A 25,871-nucleotide genomic window follows, 5' to 3' on the forward strand; every position below is an offset into this window, starting at 1 on the left:
GAAACGGGCACCATCGGGCATCGCCCGCTCGTTGAGCGGGCATTCCCTTTCGACGACGACTGCACCTCACGTCCCGGACGACCCCCTTGTCCCCGACCGAGAGAGGCCGCCCGTGCCCAGCCTTCCTGAGCTCGCGCATCGTACGTTCTTCCGGACCCTTTCCCTGCTGTCCCCCAAGGGGCAGGGCATGATCCTGCGCCGTTACTTCGACTGGTGGCACCGCACCCCCGACCCCTGGAAACTGTCCACCGACGATTACGAGCAACACAAGTACCGGTCCACGCTGAAACACGTGCCGCCCCGGCCGTACCGGCGCATCATCGAAGTCGGCTGCGCGGAAGGCGTCTTCACGCACGCGCTCGCCGCCGCCTTTCCTGACGCCGAGATCACCGGGATGGACGTGTCGGGGCGGGCGCTGGCGCGGGCCAGGGAACGGGTGCAGGAAAAGGACGGGCGGGTGCGGTTCGTCCAGGCCGACCTCCTCACCCATCCCGCCGAGCCCGGCTTCGACCTGGCGTTCTGCTCGGAGACGTTGTACTACCTGGGGCGGCACGAGCGGCTGCAACGGGCTTCCGCGCAGCTCAGCGCGTTGTTGAAGCCCGACGGGGTGCTGGTGGCGGTGCATCCGTGGCCCGAGGCCGATCGGTTGCACGGGTATCTGGACGCGCACGGGGCGTTGCGGCGGCTGGATGAGGAGGTCTACCCGGCTCCGCCACGCCCGTTCGCGGTCACCGTCTACGGCGCCGGGCCTTCGTAGCGGCGGTCAGCCCTTGTCCAGACGGTCGGCGGCGAGCCGGCGGATCACCACGCGCTGGATCTTGCCGGTCGCCGTCTTGGGCAGCTCGTCCAGCACCAGCACCTCGCGGGGCCGCTTGAACGACGCCAGCCCGTCCCGGCAGAACCCGATCAGCTCCCCGGCGTCCACCGTCCGCCCGGGAGCGGCCACCACGCACGCCACCGGCTTCTCCAGGCCCTCCCCGTCGATGTAGGCCACCACCGCGCACTCCCCCACCGACTCGTGCTGCAGCAACCGCGCCTCCACCTCCATCGGCGACACCCAGATCCCGCCCGCCTTGATCATGTCGTTGGACCGGCCGAGGCACCGGTAGGAGCCGTCCTCCTCCCGCACGTACGTGTCGCCCGTGCGCAGCCACTCCCCCTGGAACACCTGCCGGGTGGTCGCCGTCCGGCACCAGTAGCCCGTCGCTATCGAGTCGCCCCGCACGTACAGCTGGCCCGGCTCGCCCACCCCGGCCGGCTCGCCCCGCTCGTCGAGGAGGCGGGCCTCGTAGCCGGGCACCACGGTCCCGGAGGTGCCGGGGCGGACCTGGCCGGGGCGGTTGGAGATGAAGATGTGCAGCGCTTCCGTCGAGCCCAGGCCGTCGATGACGTCGACCCCGAAGCGGCCGGTGAAGCGGCGGTAGATCTCGGCGGGCAGCGCCTCGCCCGCAGAGACGGCCAGGCGTACGGACGAGAACGCGTCGGCGGTGGCGGTGTCGTCGGCAGCGGCAGCGAGCAGGGCCGCGAAGAACGTGGGGCCCGCGAAGAACAACGTCGGCCGCTCCTGCGCCACCCGCGCGATCACCCCGCCAGGCGTGGGCCTGGCCGGATCGAGGATCGCGGTCGCCCCCGCCGCCAGCGGGAAGAACATCGAATTGCCGATCCCGTACGCGAAGAACAGCCGCGCCACCGACAGGCACCGGTCGTCCGGCCGGATGCCGAGCACCTGCCGGCCGTACGTCTCGTAGACGTCCCTGATCGCGCCGTGCCGGTGCATGGCGGCCTTGGGGGCGCCGGTGGTGCCGGAGGTGTAGAGCCACAGGGCGGGCGAGTCGCGCCAGGTGTCGTACGGCGGATCGACCGGCCCGCCCGGCGCCGCCACCTCGCCCCAATCGCGGTCCGTGAGCAGCAGACGGGTCACCTCGGGAGCGCCGGTCAGCGCCTCACGCACGGCGGGCTCGAACTCGGGGGTGGCCACCACCAGCCGCGCCCGCGAGTCCCTGACGAGATCCCCCAGCTCAGCACCGTTGTACATGGTGGACACCGGCACCGCGACCGCTCCCATGCGCATCACGGCCAGGATGGTGACCACGGTCTCGGGACGGTCGGACATGACGAGCAGCACCCGCTCCTCCGGCCTGACACCCAGCTTCCGTAAGCCGGTGGCCAGCTCCGCCACCTGGGTGGCCAGCTCGGCGTAGGTGAGCGTGCCGGCGGGGCCGGTGATCGCGACGTGGTCGCCCCGGCCCGCCGCGACGTGGCGGTCGGTGAGATGGACGCTGGCATTGAACGACTCGGACGTCATGGCCGTCCCCATCCTCAGGCGGGCAATCGTTGCCAAATCTTCTACACAGAATGGGTAGCCCGTCAATGACTTGTAGAACTTACGCGGACGGCCTGCGGTCGAGGGCCTGGGTCCACTTGACGGCCACGGCCGCCACCTGGATCAGCTCCGCCCTGAGCCGGGCGGGATCCGACTCGGCGAACGCCTCCATGACCTCCTCGGCCAGGATGTGCCGCCAGGTCAGCGCCCCTCCTCTGGCCGCCGTGTCCGTCGCGTCCCTGGCCTGGTCGGAGGCGGCCACCGTCTCCTCGCCGCCGGTGCCGTCGGGCAGCAGCTGCATGCCGAACCGTACGTCCTGCGCCGCCCTCTCGGCCGCCACCTCCGCCAGGACCCGCGCCAGCGAACCCGGCACTCCCGCATCCCCGTCATGTGTCATGGGGCCCAGTCTGGCGCAGCCCGGATCTCACGCGCTCACGCACCGGCCGGGGGGCGGAAGGCGGGGCCCAGGCCGGTGGGGCGCGAGCAGACGTGGTCGCGGAAGGCACGGACCGCGGGCGTCATCCGCTCCCCCGCCGGCCAGCTCACCCCGACCGTCCTGAACAGGGCCGGCGACAGCGGAATCTCCACCACCCCGCCCGCCGGCGCCTGATCCGACCGCGGCAGAATCGCCACCCCCAGCCCGGCGGCCACCAGCCCACGCACGGTCTCCGACTCCTGCCCCTCGAACGCGATCCGCGGCTCGAACCCCGCCGCCGCGCACAGGTCATCGGTGATCTGCCGCAGCCCGTACCCGTGCTCCAGCGTCACCCACTCCTCCCCCGCCAGCTCGGCCGCCCGCACCCGCGCCCTGGCCGCGAGGCGGTGGGACGGCGGCACGCACAGCATGAGCTCCTGGTCGGCGAGCGGGCGGCTGACGAGGCCGGGGTCGTCGAGCGGCATGGGCGCCACGAACACCAGGTCGATCTCGCCTTCGCGCAGGGCGTCCAGCATGTCCTGCCGCGAGCCCTGCGCCAGGCTGAAGCGGATGCCCGGGTTGCGCTCACGGAAGCCGCCGATGAGGGACGGCACCAGCGTGCGCCCGAGCAGGTGCAGGAAGCCGAGGACGATGCGGCCGCTGCCGGGGTCGATCTCCTCGCGCACCTCGCGGGCGGCGGCGGTCATGGTGGCCAGCGCGCGGGTGGAGGCGGCGGCCAGCGTACGTCCTGCCCTGGTCAGGCGGATGCCACGGCCCGAGGGCAGGACGAGCGGGGCGCCGACGAGCTCGGCCAGGGCGGCGAGCCGGCGGCTGGCGGTCGGCTGGGGGATCCCGAGCAGCTCGGCGGCGCGCGTCACGTGCCCGGTCTCGCCCACGGCGGCCAGCAGCGCGAGGGCCGGGGCCAGGCGGGCGGCCAGCCGGTCATCGGAATCATCCATCATCGTATGGATTATCGCATGGTGACGTATTAGACGTATTTATTAGCCTTGCTTAGCGTTTGGGGGGTGGTGGTTCTCCAAGCTTCCGAACCGGTCGCCGACACCCGGCGCGTGAGTGCGGCCGTGGCGGCGGCGGGGTTGTCGTCGTTCGCCCTGCTGTACGCGCCGCAGCCGGTGCTTCCCCAGCTCGCCGCCGCGTACCGGCTCGATCCGGGCAGCGCCTCCCTCGCGATCGGGGTGGCGACCGCCTCACTGGCCGTCGCGGTGCTGCCCCTGGCGTGGCTGGCGGGGGTGGTCGGGCGGCGGCGGGTGATCCTCTGGTCGGTGGTGGTGTCGGCGGTGATCGGGCTGCTGCTGCCGCTGGCGCCGTCCTTTTCCGCGTTCCTGGTGATGCGCGGGGTGCAAGGGGTGGCCATCGCCGGCTTCGCGGGGGTCGCGGCGGCGTACCTGGCGGACCAGGTCGGCACGGCCCGCCTCGCCGGGGCGGTGGGGGCGATGATCGCGGGCAACTCGGTCGGGGGCATGCTGGGCCGTCTCGGGGCCGGGTTCGCCGCCGGGCCGATGGGGTGGCACGGGTCGCTGGTGGCGGTGGCGGGGGTTTCGCTGGTGTGCGCGCTGTTCACGGCGGTGACCCTGCCGCGCGGGGAAACCGGCGAGGAGACGCGCGGGGCTGAAGAGGCGCGCGGGGAAACCCGCGGGGGTGAAGAGGCGCGCGGGGAAACCCGCGGGGGTGAAGAGGCGCGCGGGGAAACCCGCGGGGGTGAAGAGGCGCGCGGGGAAACCCGCGGGGGTGAAGAGGCGCGCGGGCGACGGGCGGTGGCCGTTGCGCCTCGCGGGGATGGGGCGCGGCTCGGGTTCGGGCTGGTGGCACCGTTCGCCGTCGGGGCGCTCGCGATGGGAGCGTTCGTGGCGCTCTACAACGCGGCCGGTTTCCGGCTGGCCGCGCCGCCGATCTCGCTGAGCCCCGCCGCCGCCTCGCTGGTGTTCCTCTCCTACGCGATGGGCACCGCCTCCTCGGCCGCCGCGGGCAGGCTGGCCTCGCGCCTGGGCCGGACGCCGGCGCTGGTCGCGGCGCTGGCGGTGACGGTGGTGGGTTCGGCGCTGACCGCGCACCCGTCGCTGCCCGTGATCGCGCTCGGGTTCGCCGTGCTGACCGCCGGGTTCTTCGCCGCGCACGCCATCGCGAACGCCTGGGTGACCGCCGACGCGCCCCCGCCCGCCCGGGGCAGGGCGGCGGGCGTCTACACGCTCTGCTACTACCTCGGCAGCGGCGCGGGCGGCACCCTGGGCGCCGTCGTGTACGGCCGGGCGGGGTGGACGTGGCTGATCGTCATGACGTCGGCCTGGCTACTGCTGGCCGCCGCCACCGTGCTCATGACCCGGCGCTCGTGACCCGCCGCTCGTGACCCGCCGCTCGTGACCCGGCGCCCGTGACCCAGCGCCCGTGACCCGGCGTTCACACCGCACGACCGCCGCCCCGCGCGTCAGCGGGTGAGGGAGTGTTCGAGGGAGTCGGTCAGCCAGGCGACCAGCGCGCCGATCGTGGCCCGCTCACCGCTCACCTCCCCCACGAGCCGCCAGTAGCGGCGTACGCGCGGATCGCGGTCGGACGCCACGATGCCCATCAGCTCACGGCGGAAGGCCGGGGTGTCGTCGCGCCCGCGAACGGTGGCGTGGGCGGCGACGAAGCGGTCCAGCTCCGGCCCCGGGCGCGGCTGCTCACCGGCGACCACGCACGGCTGGGCCAGCGTGACCGCCTCGCCGACGCCGTGCATCAGGGCAGTCTCGTCGCCGATCGTGCGGGCGTTGGCCAGCGCCCTGGCGCGCAGGCCGCTCGTCAGCGCCCGGTCGCCGGTCAGGTGGACGAGTTCGGCGTACGCGACCACCTGGAGCGGGGTCGGGTCGGCGGGCGGCTCGGGCACGGCCATGGACAGGAACGAGGCGTAGATCCCGTCGGAGACGGGCGAGACCAGCTGCCGCCGCCAGAAGCCGACCAGCCGCTCCCGCGCGGCGGCGGCGTCCTCCACGGCGGCCAGCAGTTCGAGCCTGGACGCCCGCTGGTCCGGGACGGCCTCCTCGACGGCGCGCAGCGCGGCGCGACGCCAGGCCAGTTCGGCCAGCCGCGCGTCCAGCGCGGCCCGTTCGGCGGACACCTCGTCGGCCATCGAACGTTCGCCGCTGAGCACCCGCGCGATCGCGTTCAGCCCGAGGCCGAGCGCGCGCAGCCGCCTGATCAGGACGAGCCGGTCCACGGCGGCGCGGCCGAACCTGCGGTGGTTCCCCGTGCTGCGCACCGACGCGACGATGCCCTCGTCGCAGTAGAAGCGGATGGTACGCACCGGGACACCCGTCAGCCGGGCCAGCTCTCCGATCCCGAGCGTCTCATCGCGTAAAAGCACTTGAACCTCCACCCGGCTGGAGTTTCTACGGTAACGGCGTACCCGAAGGAGAGGAGTGACACCGATGCCGGTTCTGGACTTCGCGCGGCTCGTGGAGGGGCTGCGGGAGCAGACGGAGGAGTTCGCCGAGGCGGTCGCCGGGGGTGATCCGGAGGCTGTCGTGCCGACCTGTCCCGAGTGGCGGCTGCGGACTCTGGTCTCGCATGTCGGGCAGGCCAACCGGTGGGGGGCGGAGCTGGTGCGCGGGGGCGTTCCGGTGCCCTATCCGGCGGCCGGGGCCGATCCCGTGGGGCCCGATGAGTGGGGGGCGTGGTTGCGGGCGGGGGCCCGGGAGCTGGCCGAGGCGGTGCGGGAGGTGGGCCCCGACGCCGAGGTGTGGTCGTTCGTGGGGCCGGTGCCGGCGGTGTTCTGGCTGCGCAGGATGTTGTGCGAGACCGTCATCCATCGTTACGACGCGGCGCTGACGACCGGCGCAGGGTACGAGGTCGCCGATGATCTGGCCGCCGACGTCATCACCGAGGGGGCGGAGCTGATGTCGCATCCGCGGGTGGAGACGTTCAAGCCGGAGCTGGCGCTGATGCGGGGGGCGGGCCAGCGGCTGGCGTTCCGGGCTCGCGGGATGGCGGGCTGGGTGATCCACCGGCTGCCGGAGGGGCTTCGGTGGGAGCGCGGGGACGGGCCCGGCGAGGTGGTGGTGTCGGGGACGGTGACCGAGATCATGCTGGTGCTGTCGCGGCGGACGCCGCCCTCCGGCGTCAGCGGGGACAGGGCGCTGCTGGAGCACTGGCTGGCGCACAGCGCGTTCTAGCGCGTCGCGTACGGTGCTCGTACGGGCGTGTCGCGTACGGTGCTCGTACGGGCGTGTCGCGTACGGTGCTCAGCGGAAGGCGGGCGCCGTGGGAGGCAGCCCCATGAGGACGGCCCCCGCGGCGTCGTACATCGCCGGGCTCAGGAAGGCGTGCTCCTGCGGCACCATCGCGTCCCCCAGCAACGCCTGCAGAGGATGCTCACGGTAGATCGCCGCGGTCCCCGCCAGCGACACGACCTTGGCCACCACCTCCGCCGCCGTCCTGGCCAGATGCGCGGCGGACAGGCGCAGGTGCGCGTTCTGCGCGTCGCTGACCGCGCCGCCCCCGTCGAGCGCCTGCCACGCCTCCTCCGCCGCCTCGTAGAAGTAGGCGCGCGCGGACCGCAGCATGGCCTCCGCCTCGGCGATGCCGGCCCGGTAGTAGGGCCGGTCGGCCAGGCGCGGCGCGCCGGTGATGCCGGCGCGCCCGCTCCCCTCCCCCTCCGCGTGGTCCAGGGCGGCGCGGGCGACGCCTGCGGAGACGACGGACAGCGACTGGGCGGCGTAGGTGATGGCGGGATAGCGGTAGAGCGGCTCGTCGATCACCGGGGCGCCGCCGCGGATGAAGGTCCATGCGCGGTCGACCTCGACGTCGCGGGCGACGAGGTCGAAGGAGCCGGTGCCCCGCATGCCGACGACGTCCCACTCGCGGACGATCTCCAGGTGTTCCGGGCGGACGAGGGCGCCGCGCGGCTTGCCGGAGGTGGAGTCGTCGCCGGGGATGCCGACGACGAGCACGTCGGCGGCCATGCAGCCGCTGGCGAACTTCCACCGGCCGTTGAGCAGGAAGCCGCGTGCGGTGGGGGTGGCCTGCTGGACGGGGAACAGGCCGCCGGCGAGGACGACGTCCGGGCCGTCGGCGTACAGCCTGGCCTGGGTCTCCAGCGGCAGCGAGCCCAGGTAGACGAGCTGGGAGCCGAAGCTCGCCACCCAGCCGGTCGAGCCGTCCACGGCCGAGACGCGTTCGATCAGGCGCAGGAACCGGGCCGGCGGCATCGGCTCGCCGCCGAAGCGGCGCGGCGTGGACACCCGGTAGAGGCCGAGCCGTTTGAGCCGGTCGACGAAGTCCTTGGGGACGTAGCGCAGCTCGCGGAACTCCTCGCGGCGGCGGGCCAGCTCCGCCAGCATCTCCTCGAACGTGTCCTCGTCGCGCATCCTCGCCGCTCCTCGGTTGGCAGGAAGGGGGCGTTCCCGTCAAGGCGAACCGTTCATCCCCCAGGCTAAGGCGAAGAGCGGCGAGTGGTCAGAGTTCGACGTGGGTGTCAGGGTCGCCGCCGAGCCGGCCGCCGGTGTCGAGGGTGGCCAGGCGGGTCAGGTCCTCGGGCGACAGGCTGAAGTCGAACACCTCGAAGTTCTGCCGCATCCGCTCGGGGTCGGCCGACTTGGGGATGGGCACCGCGCCGAGCTGCACGTGCCACCGCAGCACCACCTGCGCCGGCGTACGGCCGAGGGCGGCGGCCAGGTCGGTGACGGCGGGCTCGTCGAGCAGCTTGGAGCCGGCGCCGAGCGGGCTCCACGACTCGGTGACGATGTCGTGCTCGGCGTGCCAGTCGCGCAGCTCGCGCTGGGGGAAGCCGGGGTGCAGCTCGACCTGGTTGACGGCCGGACAGACGCCGGTCTCGTCCACCAGCCGCTGGATCTGCGCCGGGGTGAAGTTGGACACGCCGATCGAGCGCGCCAGCCCCTGCTCGCGCAGGTGGACGAAGGCCCGCCAGGTGTCCACGTAGAGCCCGCGCTCGGGCAGCGGCCAGTGAATGAGGAAGAGGTCGACGTAGTCGAGGCCGAGCCGGGACCTGCTCTCCTCGAAGCCGCGCATGGCCGCGTCGTAGCCGTGATGGGAGCCGCGCAGCTTCGTGGTGACGAACAGCTCCTCGCGCGCCACCGGCGCGTCGGCCACGGCGGCGCCGACGCCGGCCTCGTTGCCGTAGGCGGCAGCGGTGTCGATGAGCCGGTAGCCGAGCGAGACGGCGTGGGTGACGGCCTGCCGGGCCTCCTCGTCGTTCATCGGCCAGGTGCCCAGCCCCAGGCGCGGCATCGGGCGGCCGTCGGCGAGCATGACGGTCATGATCATTCCCCCTTGGGTGACGCTGACACTCCCCCTTACCCTCCGGCCACAGGGGTCAATCCGCCGCAATCTGTCACACTCACGCGCAGGTTTCCGACTAGTACGGTAGACAACTCGTGGAGGTGCGATTGTGCTGACCGTGATTGGCGCGGGGTTCCCGCGCACCGGAACCAGCTCCATGAAGGCCGCGCTGGAGCGGCTCGGATTCGGCCCCTGTTTTCACATGTTCAACATCCTGACCGAGCCGGCTCGCGTCGACGACTGGCTGCCGCTGGCGGAGGCCGAGGAGGTCGACTGGGAGAAGCTGTTCGACGGGTTCCGCTCGACACAGGACTGGCCGGCTTCCTTCTTCTGGCGGGAGCTGGCGCAGGCGTACCCGGAGGCGAAGGTCGTGCTCACCGTACGCGACCCGCGCGCCTGGTACGCCAGCATGCAGACGCTGATCGACAACGGGCCCCGGACCATCATGGCGCAGGGCGCCGAGCGTGACCTGCCCCCGGCGGCCAAGGCCGTCTTCGGCGGGATGCAGCGGCTGCAGCCCGTGCTCAACCGCATGACCGCCGCGACGTTCGGCCCCGGCAGGACGATGGCCGACGGGCCGGTGGACGAGGCGAGCGCCGTGGCGGCGTTCGAGCGGCACACGGCCGCCGTGAAGGCGAGCCTGCCGGCCGACCGGCTGCTGGTCTTCGACGTGCGGGAAGGCTGGGAGCCGCTGTGCCGGTTCCTGGGCGCGGACGTGCCGGACGAGCCGTTCCCGCATCTCAACGACGGCAAGTCGATGCGGGAGTTCCTCGGCCGGCTGATGTCGGGCGACCTGTCGCACCCGTCGTTCACCGAGAGCGGCGCCTAGCTCTCCAGGTAGCGCAGGATCGCCAGCACCCGGCGGCTGTAGCCGGGGTCGCGGGGCAGGTCGAGCTTGTCCATGATGGCGTTGACGTGCTTCTCGACGGTGCTGAGCGACACGTGCAGCCGCTCGGCGATGGCGGCGTTCACCAGCCCCTGGGCGAGGTGCCGCAGCACCTCGCCCTCGCGGGGGCTGAGCCTGCTCAGCGGGTCGGTACGGGTGGTGCGGGCCAGGAGCTGGCGCACCACCTCGGGGTCGAACGCCGTGCCGCCCGCCCGCACCCGCTCCAGCGACTCCAGGAACTCGGCCACCTCGGAGACCCGGTCCTTGAGCAGGTAGCCGAGCCCCTCCGTGGACCCGGCCAGCAACCTGGCGGCGTAGTGCTGCTCGACGTACTGCGACAGGACGAGCACGCCGACGCCGGGCAGCCGCTCACGGATCTCCAGCGCGGCCCGCAGCCCGTCGTCCTTGTGCTCGGGCGGCATGCGCACGTCGATGACCGCCACGTCGGGGCGGTGCAGCGCGACCGCGTCGAGCAGCGCGGGCGCGTCGCCGACGGCGGCGACGACCTCGTGGCCGGCGTCGTCGAGCAGCCGGGTCAGGCCCTCGCGCAGCAGCACGGAGTCGTCGGCCAGGATCACCCGCACGGCGGCGCCTTGGGCAGCGTGGCGGCGATCCTGGTGGGGCCGCCCGGCGGGCTGTCGACGGTGAACGTGCCGTCGAGTGCCAGGACGCGCCTGGCCAGCCCGGACAGGCCGCCGCCTGACGGGTCGGCGCCGCCGTTGCCGTCGTCCGATATCGCCACGTTCACCGTCCGCTCGTCCTCGGTCAGGACCACCAGGATGTCATGGGCGCCGGCGTGCTTGACCGCGTTGGTGATGGCCTCGCGGGCCACGAAGTACAGGGCGGTCTCGATCTCGGAGGCGGGGCGGCCGGTCAGGTTGTGGTGCACGGTGACGGGCACGCCCGCGCGTTCCGCGACGCCGGCCAGCGCGGCGCGCAGGCCCAGCTCGTCGAGCGCGGTCGGGTAGATGCGCCAGGCCACGCTGCGGAGCTCGTCGAGGAGCTGCCGGGACTCGCCGCACGCCTGGGCGACCAGCTCGGCGGCCGAAGCACTGGCGCCGGGCTTCCCGTCGAGGCTGTGGCGGGCGCGGCCGAGCAGCATGGCCAGCGCGACCCCGCGCTGCTGCACCCCGTCGTGCAGGTCCCGTTCGATCCTGCGCCGCTCGTCGTCCACGGCCTTGACGATCCCGGACCGGGTCTCGGTCAGCTCGGCGATCCGCCGGCGCATCAGCTCCTCCCCGGCCGGCCCGAGGAAGTGCGCGGCCAGCCGCCGGTCGAGCGCGACGGCGGCCCAGAGCAGCGGCACCAGCACCGCCAGCAGCGCCAGCCCGGCCGTGATGCCGAGCGCGCCCCCACTGGTGACGATCTTCACGCCGGGCAGCTCCAGGGGAACCGGCTCGGAGTCTCCCCAGATCAGGTCCCATGTGCCGCCGGCCAGCAGCAGCACGCTGAGGAACAGGACGCTCGCCCAGACGTACCCGCCGAGGACCCCCAGGGCGGCGCGGGCGGCGAGGTAGGCGTACCCGCTGTCGTGCCGCGCCGCCTCGTGCCCGAGCCACCTGGACAGGCGGGCGCGTTCCAGCGCGGTCAGCCGGGCCAGGCCGCGCGCGGCGGCGGGCCGCAGCGCGGGAATCGGCGCGGCGAGCGCCGCGACGGCCAGGAAGAGCAGCTCGGCCACGCCGAGGACCGCGCCCAGGAGGACTCCTGTCACGGGGCGGGCGATGCGGTTGCCTGACACGGGCGTGAAGTCTAGGCGTCGCGGCGGCGCAGGACGGCGTGGCCCGCCGCCACGGCCGCCGCCACCCAGGCCAGCAGCCACGCCAGCCCCTCCCCCGCCGAGTACGGCATGGGCCCGCCGGTGAGGTTGTCCGTGCTGCCCATGAACGCCAGCCCGGCGAACATCGGCATCCGCAGCGACGCGTCGAGCAGCGCGGGGACGCCGGTCATGAGGATCATCAGTGGCAGGCCCATGAGCAGCATGAACATGACGGTCAGCGTCCCGGCTGCGCTGCGCATGGCCGCCGCGACGCCCAGCGTCAGCACGGACACCAGCGCGTAGAACACCCCTGCCCCGAGCAGGTCGGTCACCACCTCGCCGGGCGGCAGCACCACGAGCCCGCCGAACACGTCGGCCGACAGCACCGCGTACACGGCCGCCGTGGCGACCGCCCCCGTGAGCACCCCCGTCGCGAACATCACCGGCCCCACCACCAGCGCCTTGGCCGCCAGCACGATCCCGCGCACCGGCGTGGCCTGCAGCGTGGCGCGGATGCCGCCGGAGGCGTACTCGGCGGTGATCACCAGCATGGCGGGCGCCACCAGCGCGAACTGCACGAAAGACGTGGCCGAGACCACGGCCTCGCTGGCGACGATCCGCACGCCGGTCCGGCCGTCGCGCAGCGCGTCGGTGGCCGTCGCGCCGCCCAGGGTGACGGAGATCAGCACGGTGAGGGCGAACGCGCAGGCCAGGCCCCACCACGTGGCCCTGACCGACCACAGCTTCGCCCACTCGGCCCCGATCACCTGCCGCAGGACCCTCATCTGCTCACCCCGTACTCGACGCTGCCCGAGGTCAGCTCCTGGTAGGCCTGTTCCAGCGAGGCCTCCTTGGCCCGCAGCTCGTGCAGCCGGATCCCGGCCTCGTGGGCGAGGTCGCCGACCCGCTCGATCGCGGCGCCGGTGACCTCCAGCTCGTTCTCCCCGTACCGGTCCACCGCGATGCCCGCTCCGCGCAGCAGCGCCGCGAGGTCGCCCGCGTGCGGGGTTCTGACCAGCACCGCCGTGAGCGAGCTGTTCGCGAGCACGTCCTCGAGCGGCGCGTCCATGATGAGCCGGCCCTTCCCGATCACCACGAGGTGGTCGGCGGTGAGCTGCATCTCGCTCATCAGGTGGCTGGAGACGAACACCGTGCGCCCCTCGGCGGCCAGCGACCGCATGAACCCGCGCACCCAGCGCACGCCGTCCGGGTCGAGCCCGTTGACGGGCTCGTCGAACATCAGCACCTCGGGGTCGCCGAGCAGCGCCGCCGCGATGCCGAGCCGCTGGCTCATGCCGAGCGACAGGGTTCCGGCCCGCTTGCGCGCCGCCGCCGCCATGCCGACGGTCTCCAGCACCTCCTCCACCCGCCGCCGGGGGATGCCGTTGCTGCGGGCCAGCGCCACCAGGTGGGCCCGGCCGCTGCGGCCGGGGTGCAGGGCGCGCGCGTCGAGGAGCGCGCCGACGGTGCGCAGCGGGTTCGGGATGCGGTGGTAGGGCACGCCGCCGACGAGCGCGGTGCCCGAGGTGGGGCGATCGAGGCCGAGGACGAGGCGCATCGTGGTCGACTTGCCCGCGCCGTTCGGGCCGAGGAAGCCGGTGACGGTGCCCGGTCTCAGCTCCAGCGTCAGGTCGTCGACCGCGAGCCGGTCGCCGTACCGTTTGGTCAAACCCTTGAGACTGATCACGCTCCCTCACGCTAGGAGCGGGCGGAGCGGGCGGCCATGGGGGCAGCCCGCCGACTCCGATGGCGGTGAACCGTAATCACCGCTCTTGCGTGTTCAGCAGGCCGCGCCAGCGTTCGGCGGACTCCATCGTGTCCTGGGCGATCCGCTCCAGGTACGCCCCTCCCCTGCCCAGCCTGCCGCCCACGGCGGAGTCAGGGCCGAGCGCCCGCGCCGCCGCCACGGCCATCGCCGCCACCTCGACCGTCTGCCGCGCGCTGACCACGATCGAGTGGTACCAGGCGTCGTCGTCGACGACGTAGATGTCGCGGCGCCGATGCGGGTCACGCTCACGCCTGATCAGCCCCTGCTGGGCCAGGTAGCCGACGGCCAGGGAGACGGACGCCGGGCTGACCTTGAGCCTGCGGGTCAGCTCGGCCGCGGTGAGCCGTCCCTCCTCGCTCAGCCACAGGCCGATGAGCACGCGGGCCATCATTTTCGGCAGCCCCATCCTGACCGCCATCTCGATGGTCTCGTCCAGCGTGACGCTCAGCTCGCCGTAGGGCGCCGCGGCGCCGGGCGCGAGGGCGGGCGTGCCGCGGCGTGCCCGCCGTTCCGTGGCCCGGTGCGCCTGTTCGGGACGGTAGCCGGTGGGGCCGCCGTTGCGGGCGATCTCCCGGCTGACGGTCGAGGTCGGCCGGTCGAGCCGCCTGGCGATCTCGGCGTAGGGGAGCCTGTCTGCGAGACCCGCCGCGATGCGGTGGCGGTCCCGCTGGGTCAACCTTCCTCCTGGCATGCCGGCCATTATTGCCTTCGCCCCCATCCATTGCAACGAATCATTGCGTTCGCATCCAGCGTCATTGCATCAATATTTCCCGTCTCACCTGCGATGACGCAGCGGCCAGATTGACCTGTCTTTCGAACGCAACGTAGCGTTCAAAGCATGTCGAACACGTACTATCGCGAGCAGTCGCCGTCCTTCGACCGCTCCCCCGCTTGCCCCTTCGACCCCGCTCCCGAGGTCACCGCCCTGCGCGCCGAGCAGCCGATCGCCCGCCTGGCCGCGCCCGCCGGCGCCCCGGGCATCTGGCTGGTCACCGGCTACAGCCTGGTCCGCCAGATCCTCGCCGACCCGCGCTTCAGCTCCCGCTACGAGACCCAGTACTTCCCGCAGGCGGGCACGCACCTGCCGCCCGCCCCTGTCGGCGACCTGACCGGCCTGGACGCGCCGGAGCACACCCGCCTGCGCAGGACGCTGACCGGCAAGTTCACCGTCCGCAGGATGAACCTGCTCACCGAACGGGTCACCGAGATCACCCAGGAGCGGCTCGACGCGATGGAGCGGCTCGGGCCGCCCGCCGACCTCGTCGAGGTCTACGCCCAGCCCATCCCCGCCCTGATGATCTGCGAGCTGCTCGGCGTGCCGTACGAGGACCGCGAGCGCTTCCAGGTGCAGACCCGCGTGCTGTCCGGCGCCGCCGAGCCCGAGGCGCAGTACACCGCCTTCACCGAACTCGGCGACTACCTGCGGCGGCTCGCGCTCGCCAAGCGCGACGAGCCGACCGACGACCTGCTCAGTGACCTGGCCACGGGCGGTGACCTCACCGACGAGGAGCTCGGCGGCGTGGCCGCCTTCCTGCTCGGCGCGGGCCTCGACACCACCGCCAACATGATCGCGCTCGGCACGTACGCCCTGCTGCGCGACCCGGCGCAGCTCGCCGCACTGCGCGCCGACCCCGGCCTGGCCACCGGCGCGGTGGAGGAGCTGCTGCGCTACCTGTCCATCGCCGCCAACGGCAGCCGCGGCGTGCTGGAGGACGTCGAGCTGGACGGCGTGCCGCTGAAGGCCGGCGACACGGTCATCCTGGCGGTCAACGCCGCCAACAGGGACCCGGCCAGGTTCGCCGACCCTGACGTGCTCGACCTGCGCCGCTCCGCCGCCGGGCACCTGGCCTTCGGCCACGGCATCCACCAGTGCCTCGGCCAGCAGCTCGCCCGCGTCGAGATGCGCGTCGCCTTTCCCGCGCTCCTGGCCAGGTTCCCGACGCTGCGGCTCGCCGTACCGGCCGGGGAGGTGCCGATGCGCACCGACCCCGTGCAGATCCACGGCGTCCGCAGCCTGCCCGTCACGTGGGAGGCGTGAGCGTGGACACCGCCACAGACACCGCCACAGACACCGCGATCTCGGTGCGCGGGCTGCGCAAGTCGTACGGCCCGCACGTCGTCCTGGACGGCATCGACCTCACCATCCCGCAGGGCACGATCTTCTCCCTGCTCGGCCCCAACGGCGCGGGCAAGACCACGGCCGTGCAGATCCTGTCCACCCTGATCAGGGCGGACGCGGGCGAGATCCGGGTGGCCGGGCACGACCTGGCCGCCGAGCCCGACCGGGTGCGCGCCGCGATCGGCGTCACCGGCCAGTTCTCCGCCGTGGACGGCCTGCTCACCGGCGAGGAGAACCTGCGGCTCATGGCCGACCTGCTGCACCTCGGCCGGGCGCGCGGCAGGCAGCGCATCCGCGAGCTGCTGGCGCGCTTCGACCTCACCGACGCCGCCCGCAAGCCCGCCGCGGCCTACTCGGGCGGCATGCGCCGCCGGCTCGACCTGGCCATGACCATGGTCGGCACCCCCCAGATCATCTTCCTGGACGAGCCGACCACCGGCCTGGACCCGCGCAGCCGCCGCACCATGTGGCAGATCGTCAGGGACCTGGTCGAACGGGACGGCGTGACCATCTTCCTGACCACGCAGTACCTGGAGGAGGCCGACGAGCTGGCCGACCGCATCGCGCTGCTCAGCCAGGGCTCGCTGGTCGCCGAGGGCACGCCGGGCGAGCTGAAGCGGCTGGTCCCCGGCGGCCACCTCGTGCTGCGCTTCGCCGACGCCGACGGCTACCGCCGGGCGGTCCCGCACCTGGGCGCCACCTCGTGCGACGACGCGGCGCTCACCGCCCAGATCCCCGGCGCCGGCGGCGTCAAGGAGCTGCGCGGCCTCCTGGAGTGGCTGGACGCCCAGGCCGTCGAGGTCGCGGAGCTGACGGTGCACACCCCCGACCTGGACGACGTGTTCCTCACTCTCACCAAGGAGCCCGCCCGATGAGAGCGATCACCGATTCGGCGACGATGCTGCGCCGCCAGCTTCGGCACATGATGCGCCACCCGTCGCTGATCCTCACCTTCGCCGGCGTCCCCGTGGTGTTCCTGCTGCTGTTCGTGTACGTCTTCGGCGGCACGATGGGCGCGGGACTCGGCGGCGACCGCACCGCCTACGCCGGCTATCTCACCCCTGGCCTCATGGTCACCACGATCGCCTCGGCGGCGCAGGGCACGGCGATCGCGGTGGCCTCCGACATGGCGGAGGGCATCATCGCCAGGTTCAAGACCATGGCGATCGCCCGCGTCTCGGTGCTCACCGGGCACGTGCTCGGCGCGATGGCGCAGACGTTCGTCGCGATCGCGGTGGTGACCGTGACGGCGCTGCTGATCGGCTTCCGCCCGGCCGCCTCCGCGCTGGGCTGGCTCGGCGTGGCCGGCGTGCTGGCCATGTTCATCTTCGCCGTCACCTGGCTGTCGGTGGCGCTGGCCCTGGTGTCCAAGAGCGTCACCACGGCCAGCAACCTGCCGATGCCGCTGATGGTGCTGCCCTTCCTGGGCAGCGGCTTCGTCCCTGCCGAGTCGATGCCGCCGGGGCTGCGGTGGTTCGCCGAGCACCAGCCGTTCACGCCGGTCATCGAGAGCCTGCGCGCGCTGCTGGCCGGGCGTCCGCCGGGCACCGCCCTCGTGGAGGCGGCCGCGTGGAGCGCGGGCATCGCGCTGACCGGATACTTGTGGGCGCGCCGGCTCTACAACCGGTGACCGCGTGAAAGGGCTGGGGGGCTTCGGGCAACAAGAGGTGTTCAGCGTCGACCCGACCACAGGGGAGTTGCCTGCATGGCCGTCCCGCCCGGTCTCACCGGCCCGCCCGATCCGGGGGCGGACTGGGAGGAGATCTTCACCACGCACTTCGCCGAGATCCACCGCTACATCGCCAGGCGGCTCTCGGCGGACCTCGCCGACGACCTGGCGGCCGAGGTGTTCCTGGCCGCCTACCGGCGGGGTCACGACGCCTCGCGCGGCGCGGTGCGGCCCTATCTGTACGGCATCGCCACGCACCTCGTCGCCCGGCACCACCGCGGCGAGCTGCGCAGGTGGAAGGCGCTCGGCCGGGCGGCGGAGCGGCAGGAGCACAGCCACGAGGACGCGACGCTCGCGCGGGTGGCGGCGGGCGAGCTGACCGGCAGGCTGGCGGGGGCGCTGGCCGCGCTCAACCGCAGGGACCGCGACGTCGTCCTGCTCAGCGCGCTGGGCGGCCTCAGCCACGCCGAGGTGGCCGCCGCGCTCGGCATCCCGGCCGGAACGGTCGCCTCCCGCCTCAACCGGGCCCGCAAGCAGCTTCGCGCGGCGCTCGGCGACGTCAACCCCCTGGAGGTCAACCATGGATGAGCTGGAACTGCTGGCCAGGTCCCTCCCGGACGCGCCGCCGCCCTCGCCGGAGGTGGTCGGGCGGGCCCACGCCCGGCTGACGGCGGCCATGGAGCGGCCGGCCCGCCGCCGAAGCGCGTTCTGGGGGTGGACGGCCACGGCGACCGTCGCCGTCGTCACGGCGGTCGTCTCCGCGGTGACGATCCTCGCGCCCGCGCCCGCTCCGGTGATCGCGCCTCCCGGTGGCAACGACGCCCTGCTGCGGCTCGCGGACGACGTCGCTCGGCTGCCGGAGACGACGGGCCCGTACTGGCTCAGGCCGCTGATCAACGGCAGCCTGCTCAGGGTCGAGGCGGGCGGCGAGGCGTTCAACGTGCTGTCCGCGTCGAGCGCGTACCTGTGGCAGCCGCGCGATCCGGACGACCCGGTGCAGGCGCGGCAGCGGCAGGAGTACGTGCGGCCCGCCACGCCCGCCGACGAGCGCGTGTGGAAGGCGGCCGGGTCGCCGGCGGAGGTCGCGCGTGTGTGCACGCCGGGCACGCCCGCCAAGCGCTGTGGGAAGCTGCGGTTGGGCGACCGGCCCGCGTCGTGCGTGTACACCCGCACGCGGCAATCGGGCGTCCTCGGCGACCGGCGGCTGGGCGAGCTGACGCCGGCCGACCTCGCGGCGCTGCCCGCCGACGTGAACGGGCTGCGCGAGAGGCTGCGCCGCCAGTGGCAGGCGGGCGAGCGGCACGAGAGCTTCGAGGAGTTCCTGCCGCGGGCGTCGTGGCTGCTGGAGATGCCGATCGGCCCGCGGGTGCGGGCGGCCGTCCTGCGTCTGCTGGCCGGGCTGCCGACGACCACGGTGGGCGGGACGGCCGAGGATCCGCTCGGGCGCCGGGGGCTGGCGGTCACGTTCGTCAAGAGCGAGGGCTTCGCCATGCAGTTCGGCGCGGACGACGAGGTGGCCGAGCGGTACACCACCATCCTCGACCCGAGGACCGGCGCCGTCCTGGTGGCGAACGCGAGCGTCGCCGCCGAGAGCGTTGAGGGGCTCGCCGAGGGCACGTACCTGTCCTACCAGGCGTGGACGGACGAGGCGGGCTGGACCTCCGACCGGCCTGAGCGGCCGCGCGGCTGCCGTCTCAGCAGCAAGCAACTCCCCTGAGCGCGCCGGCACGCCTCGGAGGCGCAGGCCTCGGAGGCGCAGGACTCGGAGGCGCAGGACTCGTGATCGCGCGAGTGGACGTCGCAGGCGCGGGACTCGTGATCGCGCGGGTGGACGTCAGAGGCGCAGGAGGAGGACGGCGGTGTCGTCCGCGCGCTGGTGCTGGGCCGCCGGCTCGATGAGGGCGTCGGCGAGGTCGTGCAGGGGCCGGTCGCGATCGGGGGTGAAGCGGGCGGCCAGGCCGGCGATGGCCTCGCCGATGTCCAGGCCCGGCTGCTCGATGAGGCCGTCGGTGTAGAGGACCAGCACAGAGCCCGGCGGCAGGGACAGCTCGACGGTGACGTACTCGGCGCACGGGTCGATGCCGAGGAGCAGCCCTGACGCCTCGTCGAGGATCCTGGCCGGGGCGCCGGGGCTGCTGAGCAGCGGCGGCGGGTGGCCGGCGCTGGCCAGGCACACGGTGCGCGCGTCGAGGTCGACTCTGAGGTAGAGGCAGCTGGTGAACCGGTCGGGGGCCAGCTCGGCCATCAGCCGGTTGGCGTGCGCGAGCACCTCGCCGCAGGTGGCGGTGGTGGTGGCGGTGGCGCGGATGGCGGTGCGCACCTGCCCCATGAGGGCGGCGGCGGTCATGTCGTGGCCCTGCACGTCGCCGATGACGGCGGCGGCGGTCGTGTCGCCGAGGCGGATCACGTCGTAGAAGTCGCCGCCGATGTCCATGCCGGGCGTGGTGGGCACGTACCTGGCGGCCAGCTCCAGGCCGGGGATCTCGGGCAGGTCGCGCGGCAGCAGGCGGGCCTGGAGGGACTCGGCGAGCTGGTGCTTGTTGTCGTAGAGCCAGGCCCGCTCGAACGCCTGCGCGATCAGCCCGCCGAGCGCGGTGAACATGGCCCGCTCCTCGTCCCCGAACCGGTGAGGGTGCTCGTAGCCGAGCACGCACGTGCCGATGGACTGCCCGGCGGCGGACAGCGGCAGCAGCGCCCAGGCGCTCATGCCGTCCACGCGGACGGCGGTGGGGAAGGTCCGCCGGAAGTCCTGCCACGTGCCGTAGAACGACGGCCGGTCCCACTGGTAGCCGGGCACCCAGGGCACCGCGTGCACCACCGGGCGGCCGTTGAAGGTGTCGATGCCCTCCTGGGTGTAGCCGCGCGAGGCGACCACCCGCATGCGGCCGCTCTCCCAGCTCAGGATGGCCAGCGCCTGCGCCCCTGTGACGGGCAGGACGTGGTCGGCGACCAGGTCGACGACGTCCTGCGCGGTGACGGCCTGCGCCAGGCAGGTGGCCAGGTGCAGCATCTCGTGCAGCCCGATCAGCGGGGGGCGTCCCGCGGCCCCGCCGGCCGGGATCTCGTGCGTGGTGGCGGGCCTGATCCTCAGGGTGACGCCGGGAACGCCGGGCAGGCACTCCATCGACAGGTACCGCCCGTCGGGATGGCGGGCGGTGAACCGGGTGACGCGGTGGCTGACGATCGCGCCCCGGTAGTAGTCCTCGTAGAGGGGGTCGTCCAGCCAGGGCAGCGCCTTGCACAGACGCTGCCCGATCATCTCGGACGGGTCCACGGCGAGGATCTTCGCGGCCCGCGCGGTGACGAGCGTGACCCGCCCCTGCGCGTCCAGGTGGCAGTGCCCCTCGGGCAGGGAGTTCAGGCAGGTCAGCGCCGTCAGCCCGGCGGGCTGTCCCGGCCGCAGGGTGTGCACCTGGTCGAGGACGCGGGGCAGCGGCCCGGGAACGACCGGCCGGCCCTGCTCGCCGGCCCGGCGCAGCAGGCGGCCCATCCTGGCGCAGACGTCGTCGATCACGCAGGCCTTGTCACGGCTGAGCTCGGCCTCGCCGCCGGTGGGCCAGCCCAGCATGAATCCGCCCCACACCGTGCCGCCGGAGCGGAGCGGGGCGAAGGCCATCGCGAAGTCGTACGGCAGCGCCAGCGCCGCCGCGGGGAAGCCGCGGGCCAGCTCCACCCGGTCCCTGAGCCAGACGAGCCGCCGCTCGCGCACCGCCATCGCGATCGGGACGCACTCGTTCGTCCTGATCCTGGCCCAGGTGCGGGCGATCGCGGCGGGCAGGCCCATGGTGGCCTCCATCTGGAGGACCTGGTGGGTGCCGTCCAGGACGTACACGGCGCCGATGTGGGCGCCCGCGCTGAACACGGCCTCGATCAGGAGATCGTCCAGGCCGGACGGCTCCGTCCACCCCATACGGGCAGAATACGGATGCGCACGTATCGTGAGCGCCAAGAGCGCGGCAAGTGCCGGGATCAGAGCTCGAAGGCGGTCCTGGCGAGGTCGTGGGAGCGGCCCGCGACGTCCTCCTCGGCCTGCCTGAACGCCTCCGTGATGGCCTCGACCAGCGCGTGGGAGCCCAGCCGCAGGGCGCGGGGGTCGATGTGCAGTCCCGCCAGCGAGCCGGTGGCCGTCAGCTCGACGGCGACCTGTCCGCCGGCGCTCTCCCCGCGCCCGGTCGTCTCCCGCAGCAGGCGGCTCACCTCCTCCAGGCGGGCGGTGCCGGCGGCCATCTCGGCGAGTGCGCGGTCGAGCTCGGGGTCGCCGGTGCGCGGCGGTGTCGTCATGGGGGCTCCTGAAGTACTCAGCGTTTGAAGAGGAACGCCCTGGGCGCGTGGGCCAGCGCGGAGCGCAGGGCGCCCTCGTCGGACAGGCCCCCGCTGGCGACCAGGGGGTAGATGGTGGCGGCCGACAGGGTGCGGCGGAAGAACTTGCCCGCCGGGCCGGTGCCGAGCACGGTCTCGGTGACCCGCGTCGGGGGGAAGAACTTCCTGGCGTCGCTGAGGCCCTTGATGCCGCCGTTGTAGGCCATCTCGGCGACGAAGTGCTTGCCCGCGTACTCCCAGAGGTTGCCCATGGGCTGCCCGGTGGCGGCGGAGCTGGCCGCGTGCACGCCGGTCTTGAGCCCGGTCCACAGGACGGAGTCGGCCAGCGCGTCGAGGCCCTCGCGCACCACGTAGCCGCCGACCCTGCGCTTGCCGATGCGCGCCTCCAGGATCGCCTTGGTGATCTTCTGGAAGATGGTGCGTTCCAGCCTGGCCCTGGCCACCAGCCACTTGAACGCCTGCTCGGCGGCGATCCTGGCGGCCGGGTAGACGAAGCCGAACAGCATGGTGAAGGCCATGGCGGCGAGCTGGGTGCCGATGATGAGGAGCTGCTCGCGGTGCTCCTCGACGGCCGCGGCGTAGTCGTCGCAGCCGGCGGCCAGGTCTTCCAGCTCCTCCTGGAGCGCGGCGTAGCGGGGGCCCAGCTCGTACGGCCACACGTCGGCGAAGCGGGAGACCGTGCGGCTGTGGTTGGCCTGGCGGGCCTCGGTGACGGCGGTGCCGGTCTCGCGGGCGAGCGCCCCGATGTCCGCGGCGAGTTCACGCAGCGCCGTGGCCCTGGCGCGGAGGTTGGACACGTCGGCCACCGGCACGCGCACGCCGGCGAACCAGGCCAGCGCCTGGAAGGGGTCGAACATCAGGCGCCCTCTCCCCTGGGCGGGGCCTGCGGGACCGCGAGCCGGGGCACGTCGGGGATCTCGGGCAGGGTGGCGATGATCCGAAGCTCCAGGTAGTCCCAGAGGGCGTCGAAGTCGCGCAGCCCGGCGGCCGAGGTGAAGCTCTTGCCCGCGATGCGGCGCATGGCGTCGGCGAGCGAGTCGTAGCCGTCGGCGTACCACTCGGCGAACGTGTGGCCCTCCTCGTCGCCGCCGACCAGGTCGGAGGTGGTGGCCAGCGGGGAGGAGGCGCGCAGCAGGGCGGTGACGTCGTCGCCGGTCTGGTCGAAGAGCCGGGCGAGCTTGCGGATCGACGTCCAGTCGATGAGGACCCCGTCGCCGTCCGCTTCGCCGGACAAATCAGCCATTAGTGTTCCAATCCCGGAAAAATCATCTTCTCTGCGCACGCTAGTGGAGCGAAATGTCCGTGGTGTTAATCAGTGTGTCAACTCAGGAATAAGCGGCGTTCATCCACTCGGGCGCGGCGCTGAGCAGCCCGCCCAGCTCCTCCAGGAGATCGCCGTCCACGGCGTGTCCCGCCCTGGCCAGCTCCTCGGCCCGCTCGCACAGCTCGGCCTCGCGGGCGGCGCCGACCGTCGCGCAGGCGCCCCTGAGCCGGTGCGCGAGCCCCGCCGCCGCGGCCAGGTCGCCGCTCGACACGGCCTGCCTCAGCTCCTCGAACGTGCGGGTGGCGGTCGCCTGGTAGGCCCGCGCCACGTCCGCCAGCGCCTCCTGCGACAGCCCGGCCAGCTCGGGCGGCAGCCCGGCGGAGGCCGTCCACTCCGGAATCCTGGCCAGCACGCGCGGCCAGTCGACCGGCTTGGCCAGGTGGTCGTCCATGCCCGCCTCCAGGCACCGGATCCGGTCGCCCGGCATGGCGGCGGCGGTCATCGCGATGATCGGGGTGTGCGTCTCCTCGCTCTCCCTGATCTCCTCCGTCGCGGCCAGGCCGTCGAGCACGGGGAGCTGGCAGTCCATGAACACCAGGTCATAGCGGCCGGCCAGCACGGCACGCACCGCCTGGCGGCCGTTGTCGACCGCCTGGACCTCGTGCCCGGCCTGGCTCAGCACCAGCATCGCCACCTGGCGGCTCACCTCGTCGTCCTCGGCCACCAGGATGCGCGCGCCCCCGGTCCGGCCGGCCACCTGAGCGCCCTCGCGCGGCTCGCCGTCGCACTCCGCCGTGCCCAGCGCGTTCTCCACGGCGGCGAGCAGACGGCGGCGGCTGAGCGGCCGGGTGATCGACTGCACGGCCCGCTCCCCCGCCGCGCCAGGCCAGGCGAACCCCGCACGTCCGGGGGTGACGACCACGATGACGCTGGTGGCCTGGAGCGACGGGTCGTTGAGTATCGCGTCGGCGAGCGAGCGCGGCCCGCCCGGATCGGCGGGATCCGGGCTCAGCACGGGGCCCGTACCGGGGCTCGCGCCCAGGTCCAGGGCGACGACCGCCAGCTCGTACGGCCGCCCCTCCGCGGCGGCGGCGCGCAGCCGCGCCAGCGCCGTCTCCTCGTCCCTGGTCTCCTCCACCTCGGCCCCGGCCTGCTCCAGGCAGCGCGCGGCCAGCGTGCGGTCCTCGGGGCGCGGGTCGGCGACCAGCGCGCGCCGCCCTTCCAGCACTCCCGCGCCGGGCTCCGACCAGGTGAGGACGTCCACCGGCAGGGTGGCCCAGAACCGGCTGCCGACGCCTTCGACGCTGTCGAGCCCGATCTGGCCGCCCATCAGCTCGACGAGCTGCCTGCTGATGGCCAGCCCGAGCCCGCTGCCGCCGGTCCTGCGCGTGATCGGCGAGTCCACCTGGCGGAAGACGCCGAACACGCGCTCCCTGTCCCGCTCCCCGACGCCGATGCCGGTGTCGGCCACCGCGAACCTGAGCACCACCCGTTCCTGGCCCGGCTCGCCCTCGTCGAGCGCGACGTGCAGGTCCACGCCGCCCTGGACGGTGAACTTCAGCGCGTTGCCGACCAGGTTCGTCAGCACCTGGCGCAGCCGGGCCGGGTCGCCCGACACCTGGCGGGGCACGTTCTCGTCGAGCCGCAGCGTCAGCCACAGGCCCTGCTCGTAGGCGTGCGGCGCGAACGGCGCCACCACCTCGTCGCACAGGCGCGGCAGGTCGAACGGCACGGCCTCGACCTGGAGGTGGCCCGCCTCGATCCTGGACAGGTCGAGGAAGTCGTCGAGCAGGCGCAGCACGTTGTGCGCCGACTCCTGGGCGGTGCTGGCGTAGTAGCGCTGCTCCTCGTCCAGGCGGGTGCCCATGAGCAGGGAGTTCATGCCGAGCACGCCGTTGATGGGGGTGCGGATCTCGTGGCTGATCTTGGCCACGAACTCCGACTTGGCGCTGGACGCGCTGATCGCCTCGTCCCTGGCCGCGGCCAGCTCGACGGCCGACCTGGACAGCTCGGCGGCGTACTCCGACAGCGTGGCCTGCGCCCGCCGTTTGCTCCTGGTGGAGTGGATCTGCAGGCCGAGGCCGATGAGGATGAGCAGGGCGAGCAGCAGCGCGACGGTGAGCACGTTGGTGCGCAGCTTCTCGGTGGAGGCCAGCGCCTCGGCGACGGAGACCTCGGCGGTGACCGTCCAGCCGATGCCGGGGATGGGCTCGGAGGCCGACAGGACGGGCCCGTCGATGCCGTGGAACTCGCCGCTCCAGGCCCGCCCGGCCAGCGCGGAGTCCACGCGCGGGTCCTCGCGCAGGGAGGTGAGCGCGAACAGCTTCCTGCCGGGGTCGGCGACCAGCACGCCGGCCTTGTCGGTGATGAGCAGCCGGATGTCCTGCGCCTCGGCGGCGTCCTCGGCGAACTCCTGGATGGCGTCGAGGCTGTAGACGACGGTGAACATGCCGAGCATGCGGGTGCCGTCGCCGCTCGGGATGGGCGCGGCCACCGCGACCGCCCTCGACACGCCTACCATGGTGGGTGTGTACGCCTGCGAGACGTGCGCCTGGCGCCCATCGCGCACCGCGCGGTACCAGTCGGTGGTGGAGATGTCCTGCGGGAGCACGGTCGGCGGCTCCGCGCCTCTGGTCTTGCCCTCGGGCGAGACGACGATCAGGCCGCTGACGCCGTCGCGCAGCCGCTCCAGCTCGCCGAGCCAGTCGCGCATGGTGGCGCTGGTGACCTCGTTGACCGCGTCGCGCACCTGGGGCCGCTGGGCGAAGGCGGTGACGAGCTGCTTGAGGGAGTCCATCTGCTGTTCCACCACGACCCTGCTGACGGAGGCGGTGGTCCTGACGCGCTCGCGCACCTCGTCGGTCATCGCGTTCTCCGACAGCGAGATGCTGGACGAGGTGAGCAGCGCCAAGGGCAGCAGGCCGAGTAACGTCCACAGGGCCGTCACCGCGAGCAACCATCGCACGGGCGTCCGTCCCTCCCCCCACTCGCTCGGGTACAGATTAGGAGGAAACCGGCCAGCGCGCCGGTTCCCTGTGAGCAGAAAGAGCAAAAGGTGAT

The 25,871-nt window shown here is 73.3% G+C and carries 25 protein-coding genes; 9 read left to right on the forward strand and 16 right to left on the reverse strand.

Annotated elements, in window-relative coordinates; genetic code table 11:
- Nucleotides 1-187 precede the first annotated feature (187 nt).
- Nucleotides 188-757 carry a class I SAM-dependent methyltransferase gene (locus FXF51_RS19320; RefSeq protein WP_148435886.1) on the forward strand — a complete coding sequence of 190 codons (570 nt, stop codon included), beginning with the start codon at nt 188-190 and terminating at the stop codon, nt 755-757.
- A 6-nt stretch (nt 758-763) separates the two neighbouring features.
- Here the strand turns inward: FXF51_RS19320 and FXF51_RS19325 are convergent, their stop codons facing one another.
- The 3 genes from FXF51_RS19325 to FXF51_RS19335 form a co-directional block, all read right to left on the reverse strand.
- Entirely contained in the window at nt 764-2,305 is a 1,542-nt protein-coding gene (locus FXF51_RS19325) for a benzoate-CoA ligase family protein (protein ID WP_148435887.1), read from the reverse strand.
- Nucleotides 2,306-2,384: 79 nt separating this feature from the next.
- Nucleotides 2,385-2,720: a hypothetical protein gene (locus FXF51_RS19330; protein WP_148435888.1), complete on the reverse strand. Its 336-nt coding sequence runs from the start codon at nt 2,718-2,720 to the stop codon at nt 2,385-2,387.
- A gap of 35 nt (nt 2,721-2,755) precedes the next feature.
- Nucleotides 2,756-3,700 (reverse strand): LysR family transcriptional regulator, encoded by a 945-nt coding sequence (locus tag FXF51_RS19335; protein WP_148435889.1) that lies wholly within the window; start codon nt 3,698-3,700, stop codon nt 2,756-2,758.
- 63 nt (nt 3,701-3,763) lie between these two features.
- On the opposite strand from FXF51_RS19335, the gene FXF51_RS19340 reads away from it, so the two are divergent.
- Nucleotides 3,764-5,089: an MFS transporter gene (locus FXF51_RS19340; protein ID WP_262379651.1), complete on the forward strand. Its 1,326-nt coding sequence runs from the start codon at nt 3,764-3,766 to the stop codon at nt 5,087-5,089.
- Between the two features lie 92 nt (nt 5,090-5,181).
- Here FXF51_RS19340 and FXF51_RS19345 read toward each other — a convergent pair whose 3' ends face one another.
- On the reverse strand, nt 5,182-6,096 hold the full coding sequence (locus FXF51_RS19345; RefSeq protein ID WP_148435890.1) for a MerR family transcriptional regulator: 915 nt from the start codon (nt 6,094-6,096) through the stop codon (nt 5,182-5,184).
- A 64-nt stretch (nt 6,097-6,160) separates the two neighbouring features.
- Between FXF51_RS19345 and FXF51_RS19350 the strand changes: the two genes are divergently transcribed.
- Nucleotides 6,161-6,904: a maleylpyruvate isomerase family mycothiol-dependent enzyme gene (locus tag FXF51_RS19350; protein ID WP_148435891.1), complete on the forward strand. Its 744-nt coding sequence runs from the start codon at nt 6,161-6,163 to the stop codon at nt 6,902-6,904.
- A gap of 69 nt (nt 6,905-6,973) precedes the next feature.
- On the opposite strand, the gene FXF51_RS19355 is transcribed toward FXF51_RS19350, so the two are convergent.
- Both FXF51_RS19355 and FXF51_RS19360 read right to left on the reverse strand, forming a co-directional pair.
- On the reverse strand, nt 6,974-8,098 hold the full coding sequence (locus FXF51_RS19355; protein WP_148435892.1) for an acyl-CoA dehydrogenase family protein: 1,125 nt from the start codon (nt 8,096-8,098) through the stop codon (nt 6,974-6,976).
- Between the two features lie 88 nt (nt 8,099-8,186).
- Nucleotides 8,187-9,008, reverse strand: coding sequence for an aldo/keto reductase (locus FXF51_RS19360; RefSeq protein WP_316247624.1), 822 nt, complete (start codon nt 9,006-9,008; stop codon nt 8,187-8,189).
- A 130-nt stretch (nt 9,009-9,138) separates the two neighbouring features.
- On the opposite strand from FXF51_RS19360, the gene FXF51_RS19365 reads away from it, so the two are divergent.
- A complete protein-coding gene (locus FXF51_RS19365; RefSeq protein ID WP_262379652.1) occupies nt 9,139-9,858 on the forward strand; it encodes a sulfotransferase family protein in 720 nt (239 codons plus the stop codon).
- Here the strand turns inward: FXF51_RS19365 and FXF51_RS19370 are convergent.
- From FXF51_RS19370 to FXF51_RS19390, 5 genes are all read right to left on the reverse strand, one after another.
- Entirely contained in the window at nt 9,855-10,499 is a 645-nt protein-coding gene (locus FXF51_RS19370; RefSeq protein ID WP_148435894.1) for a response regulator, read from the reverse strand. The genes FXF51_RS19365 and FXF51_RS19370 overlap by 4 nt on opposite strands.
- Nucleotides 10,490-11,653, reverse strand: coding sequence for a sensor histidine kinase (locus tag FXF51_RS19375; RefSeq protein WP_262379653.1), 1,164 nt, complete (start codon nt 11,651-11,653; stop codon nt 10,490-10,492). The genes FXF51_RS19370 and FXF51_RS19375 overlap by 10 nt, the downstream gene beginning before the upstream one ends.
- Nucleotides 11,654-11,664: 11 nt before the next feature.
- Nucleotides 11,665-12,456, reverse strand: a complete 792-nt coding sequence (locus FXF51_RS19380; protein WP_148435895.1) for an ABC transporter permease — start codon at nt 12,454-12,456, stop codon at nt 11,665-11,667.
- Nucleotides 12,453-13,358 (reverse strand): ATP-binding cassette domain-containing protein, encoded by a 906-nt coding sequence (locus FXF51_RS19385; protein WP_148435896.1) that lies wholly within the window; start codon nt 13,356-13,358, stop codon nt 12,453-12,455. Before FXF51_RS19385 ends, FXF51_RS19380 begins: the two co-directional genes overlap by 4 nt.
- A gap of 76 nt (nt 13,359-13,434) precedes the next feature.
- Nucleotides 13,435-14,115, reverse strand: coding sequence for a MarR family transcriptional regulator (locus FXF51_RS19390; RefSeq protein ID WP_262379654.1), 681 nt, complete (start codon nt 14,113-14,115; stop codon nt 13,435-13,437).
- Between the two features lie 162 nt (nt 14,116-14,277).
- On the opposite strand from FXF51_RS19390, the gene FXF51_RS19395 reads away from it, so the two are divergent.
- The 5 genes from FXF51_RS19395 (at nt 14,278) to FXF51_RS19415 (ending at nt 18,944) form a co-directional block, all read left to right on the forward strand.
- Entirely contained in the window at nt 14,278-15,477 is a 1,200-nt protein-coding gene (locus FXF51_RS19395; RefSeq protein WP_148435898.1) for a cytochrome P450, read from the forward strand.
- Between the two features lie 2 nt (nt 15,478-15,479).
- The gene (locus FXF51_RS19400) at nt 15,480-16,433 is read left to right on the forward strand and encodes an ATP-binding cassette domain-containing protein (RefSeq protein ID WP_148435899.1); all 954 of its coding nucleotides are present in this window, start codon (nt 15,480-15,482) and stop codon (nt 16,431-16,433) included.
- Nucleotides 16,430-17,188 (forward strand): ABC transporter permease, encoded by a 759-nt coding sequence (locus FXF51_RS19405; protein WP_148435900.1) that lies wholly within the window; start codon nt 16,430-16,432, stop codon nt 17,186-17,188. Before FXF51_RS19400 ends, FXF51_RS19405 begins: the two co-directional genes overlap by 4 nt.
- Before the next feature lie 75 nt (nt 17,189-17,263).
- Entirely contained in the window at nt 17,264-17,815 is a 552-nt protein-coding gene (locus FXF51_RS19410; protein WP_148435901.1) for an RNA polymerase sigma factor, read from the forward strand.
- Entirely contained in the window at nt 17,808-18,944 is a 1,137-nt protein-coding gene (locus tag FXF51_RS19415) for a CU044_5270 family protein (RefSeq protein ID WP_148435902.1), read from the forward strand. The genes FXF51_RS19410 and FXF51_RS19415 overlap by 8 nt, the downstream gene beginning before the upstream one ends.
- Nucleotides 18,945-19,061: 117 nt before the next feature.
- Here the strand turns inward: FXF51_RS19415 and FXF51_RS19420 are convergent, their stop codons facing one another.
- From FXF51_RS19420 to FXF51_RS19440, 5 genes are all read right to left on the reverse strand, one after another.
- A complete protein-coding gene (locus FXF51_RS19420) occupies nt 19,062-21,137 on the reverse strand; it encodes a SpoIIE family protein phosphatase (protein WP_148435903.1) in 2,076 nt (691 codons plus the stop codon).
- A gap of 59 nt (nt 21,138-21,196) precedes the next feature.
- On the reverse strand, nt 21,197-21,508 hold the full coding sequence (locus FXF51_RS19425) for a YbaB/EbfC family nucleoid-associated protein (protein ID WP_148435904.1): 312 nt from the start codon (nt 21,506-21,508) through the stop codon (nt 21,197-21,199).
- A gap of 17 nt (nt 21,509-21,525) precedes the next feature.
- A complete protein-coding gene (locus FXF51_RS19430) occupies nt 21,526-22,404 on the reverse strand; it encodes a hypothetical protein (protein WP_148435905.1) in 879 nt (292 codons plus the stop codon).
- Nucleotides 22,404-22,790 carry a hypothetical protein gene (locus FXF51_RS19435; RefSeq protein WP_148435906.1) on the reverse strand — a complete coding sequence of 129 codons (387 nt, stop codon included), beginning with the start codon at nt 22,788-22,790 and terminating at the stop codon, nt 22,404-22,406. Before FXF51_RS19435 ends, FXF51_RS19430 begins: the two co-directional genes overlap by 1 nt.
- An 82-nt stretch (nt 22,791-22,872) precedes the next feature.
- Nucleotides 22,873-25,776, reverse strand: coding sequence for a hybrid sensor histidine kinase/response regulator (locus FXF51_RS19440; protein ID WP_148435907.1), 2,904 nt, complete (start codon nt 25,774-25,776; stop codon nt 22,873-22,875).
- Between the last annotated feature and the right edge of the window lie 95 nt (nt 25,777-25,871).

It is taken from the genome of Nonomuraea sp. PA05 (assembly GCF_008086045.1).
Taxonomy (GTDB): domain Bacteria; phylum Actinomycetota; class Actinomycetes; order Streptosporangiales; family Streptosporangiaceae; genus Nonomuraea; species Nonomuraea monospora.

Excerpts from the sequence above, each read along its gene's own strand:
- FXF51_RS19335 (WP_148435889.1), bottom strand. The coding sequence starts at position 3,700 with ATGATGGATGATTCCGATGACCGGCTGGCCGCCCGCCTGGCCCCGGCC.
- FXF51_RS19325 (WP_148435887.1), bottom strand. The coding sequence starts at position 2,305 with ATGACGTCCGAGTCGTTCAATGCCAGCGTCCATCTCACCGACCGCCAC.
- FXF51_RS19420 (WP_148435903.1), bottom strand. The coding sequence starts at position 21,137 with ATGGGGTGGACGGAGCCGTCCGGCCTGGACGATCTCCTGATCGAGGCC.
- FXF51_RS19430 (WP_148435905.1), bottom strand. The coding sequence starts at position 22,404 with ATGTTCGACCCCTTCCAGGCGCTGGCCTGGTTCGCCGGCGTGCGCGTG.
- FXF51_RS19405 (WP_148435900.1), top strand. The coding sequence starts at position 16,430 with ATGAGAGCGATCACCGATTCGGCGACGATGCTGCGCCGCCAGCTTCGG.
- FXF51_RS19425 (WP_148435904.1), bottom strand. The coding sequence starts at position 21,508 with ATGACGACACCGCCGCGCACCGGCGACCCCGAGCTCGACCGCGCACTC.
- FXF51_RS19320 (WP_148435886.1), top strand. The coding sequence starts at position 188 with ATGATCCTGCGCCGTTACTTCGACTGGTGGCACCGCACCCCCGACCCC.
- FXF51_RS19355 (WP_148435892.1), bottom strand. The coding sequence starts at position 8,098 with ATGCGCGACGAGGACACGTTCGAGGAGATGCTGGCGGAGCTGGCCCGC.
- FXF51_RS19360 (WP_316247624.1), bottom strand. The coding sequence starts at position 9,008 with ATGACCGTCATGCTCGCCGACGGCCGCCCGATGCCGCGCCTGGGGCTG.
- FXF51_RS19380 (WP_148435895.1), bottom strand. The coding sequence starts at position 12,456 with ATGAGGGTCCTGCGGCAGGTGATCGGGGCCGAGTGGGCGAAGCTGTGG.
- FXF51_RS19410 (WP_148435901.1), top strand. The coding sequence starts at position 17,264 with ATGGCCGTCCCGCCCGGTCTCACCGGCCCGCCCGATCCGGGGGCGGAC.
- FXF51_RS19350 (WP_148435891.1), top strand. The coding sequence starts at position 6,161 with ATGCCGGTTCTGGACTTCGCGCGGCTCGTGGAGGGGCTGCGGGAGCAG.
- FXF51_RS19415 (WP_148435902.1), top strand. The coding sequence starts at position 17,808 with ATGGATGAGCTGGAACTGCTGGCCAGGTCCCTCCCGGACGCGCCGCCG.
- FXF51_RS19395 (WP_148435898.1), top strand. The coding sequence starts at position 14,278 with ATGTCGAACACGTACTATCGCGAGCAGTCGCCGTCCTTCGACCGCTCC.
- FXF51_RS19330 (WP_148435888.1), bottom strand. The coding sequence starts at position 2,720 with ATGACACATGACGGGGATGCGGGAGTGCCGGGTTCGCTGGCGCGGGTC.
- FXF51_RS19435 (WP_148435906.1), bottom strand. The coding sequence starts at position 22,790 with ATGGCTGATTTGTCCGGCGAAGCGGACGGCGACGGGGTCCTCATCGAC.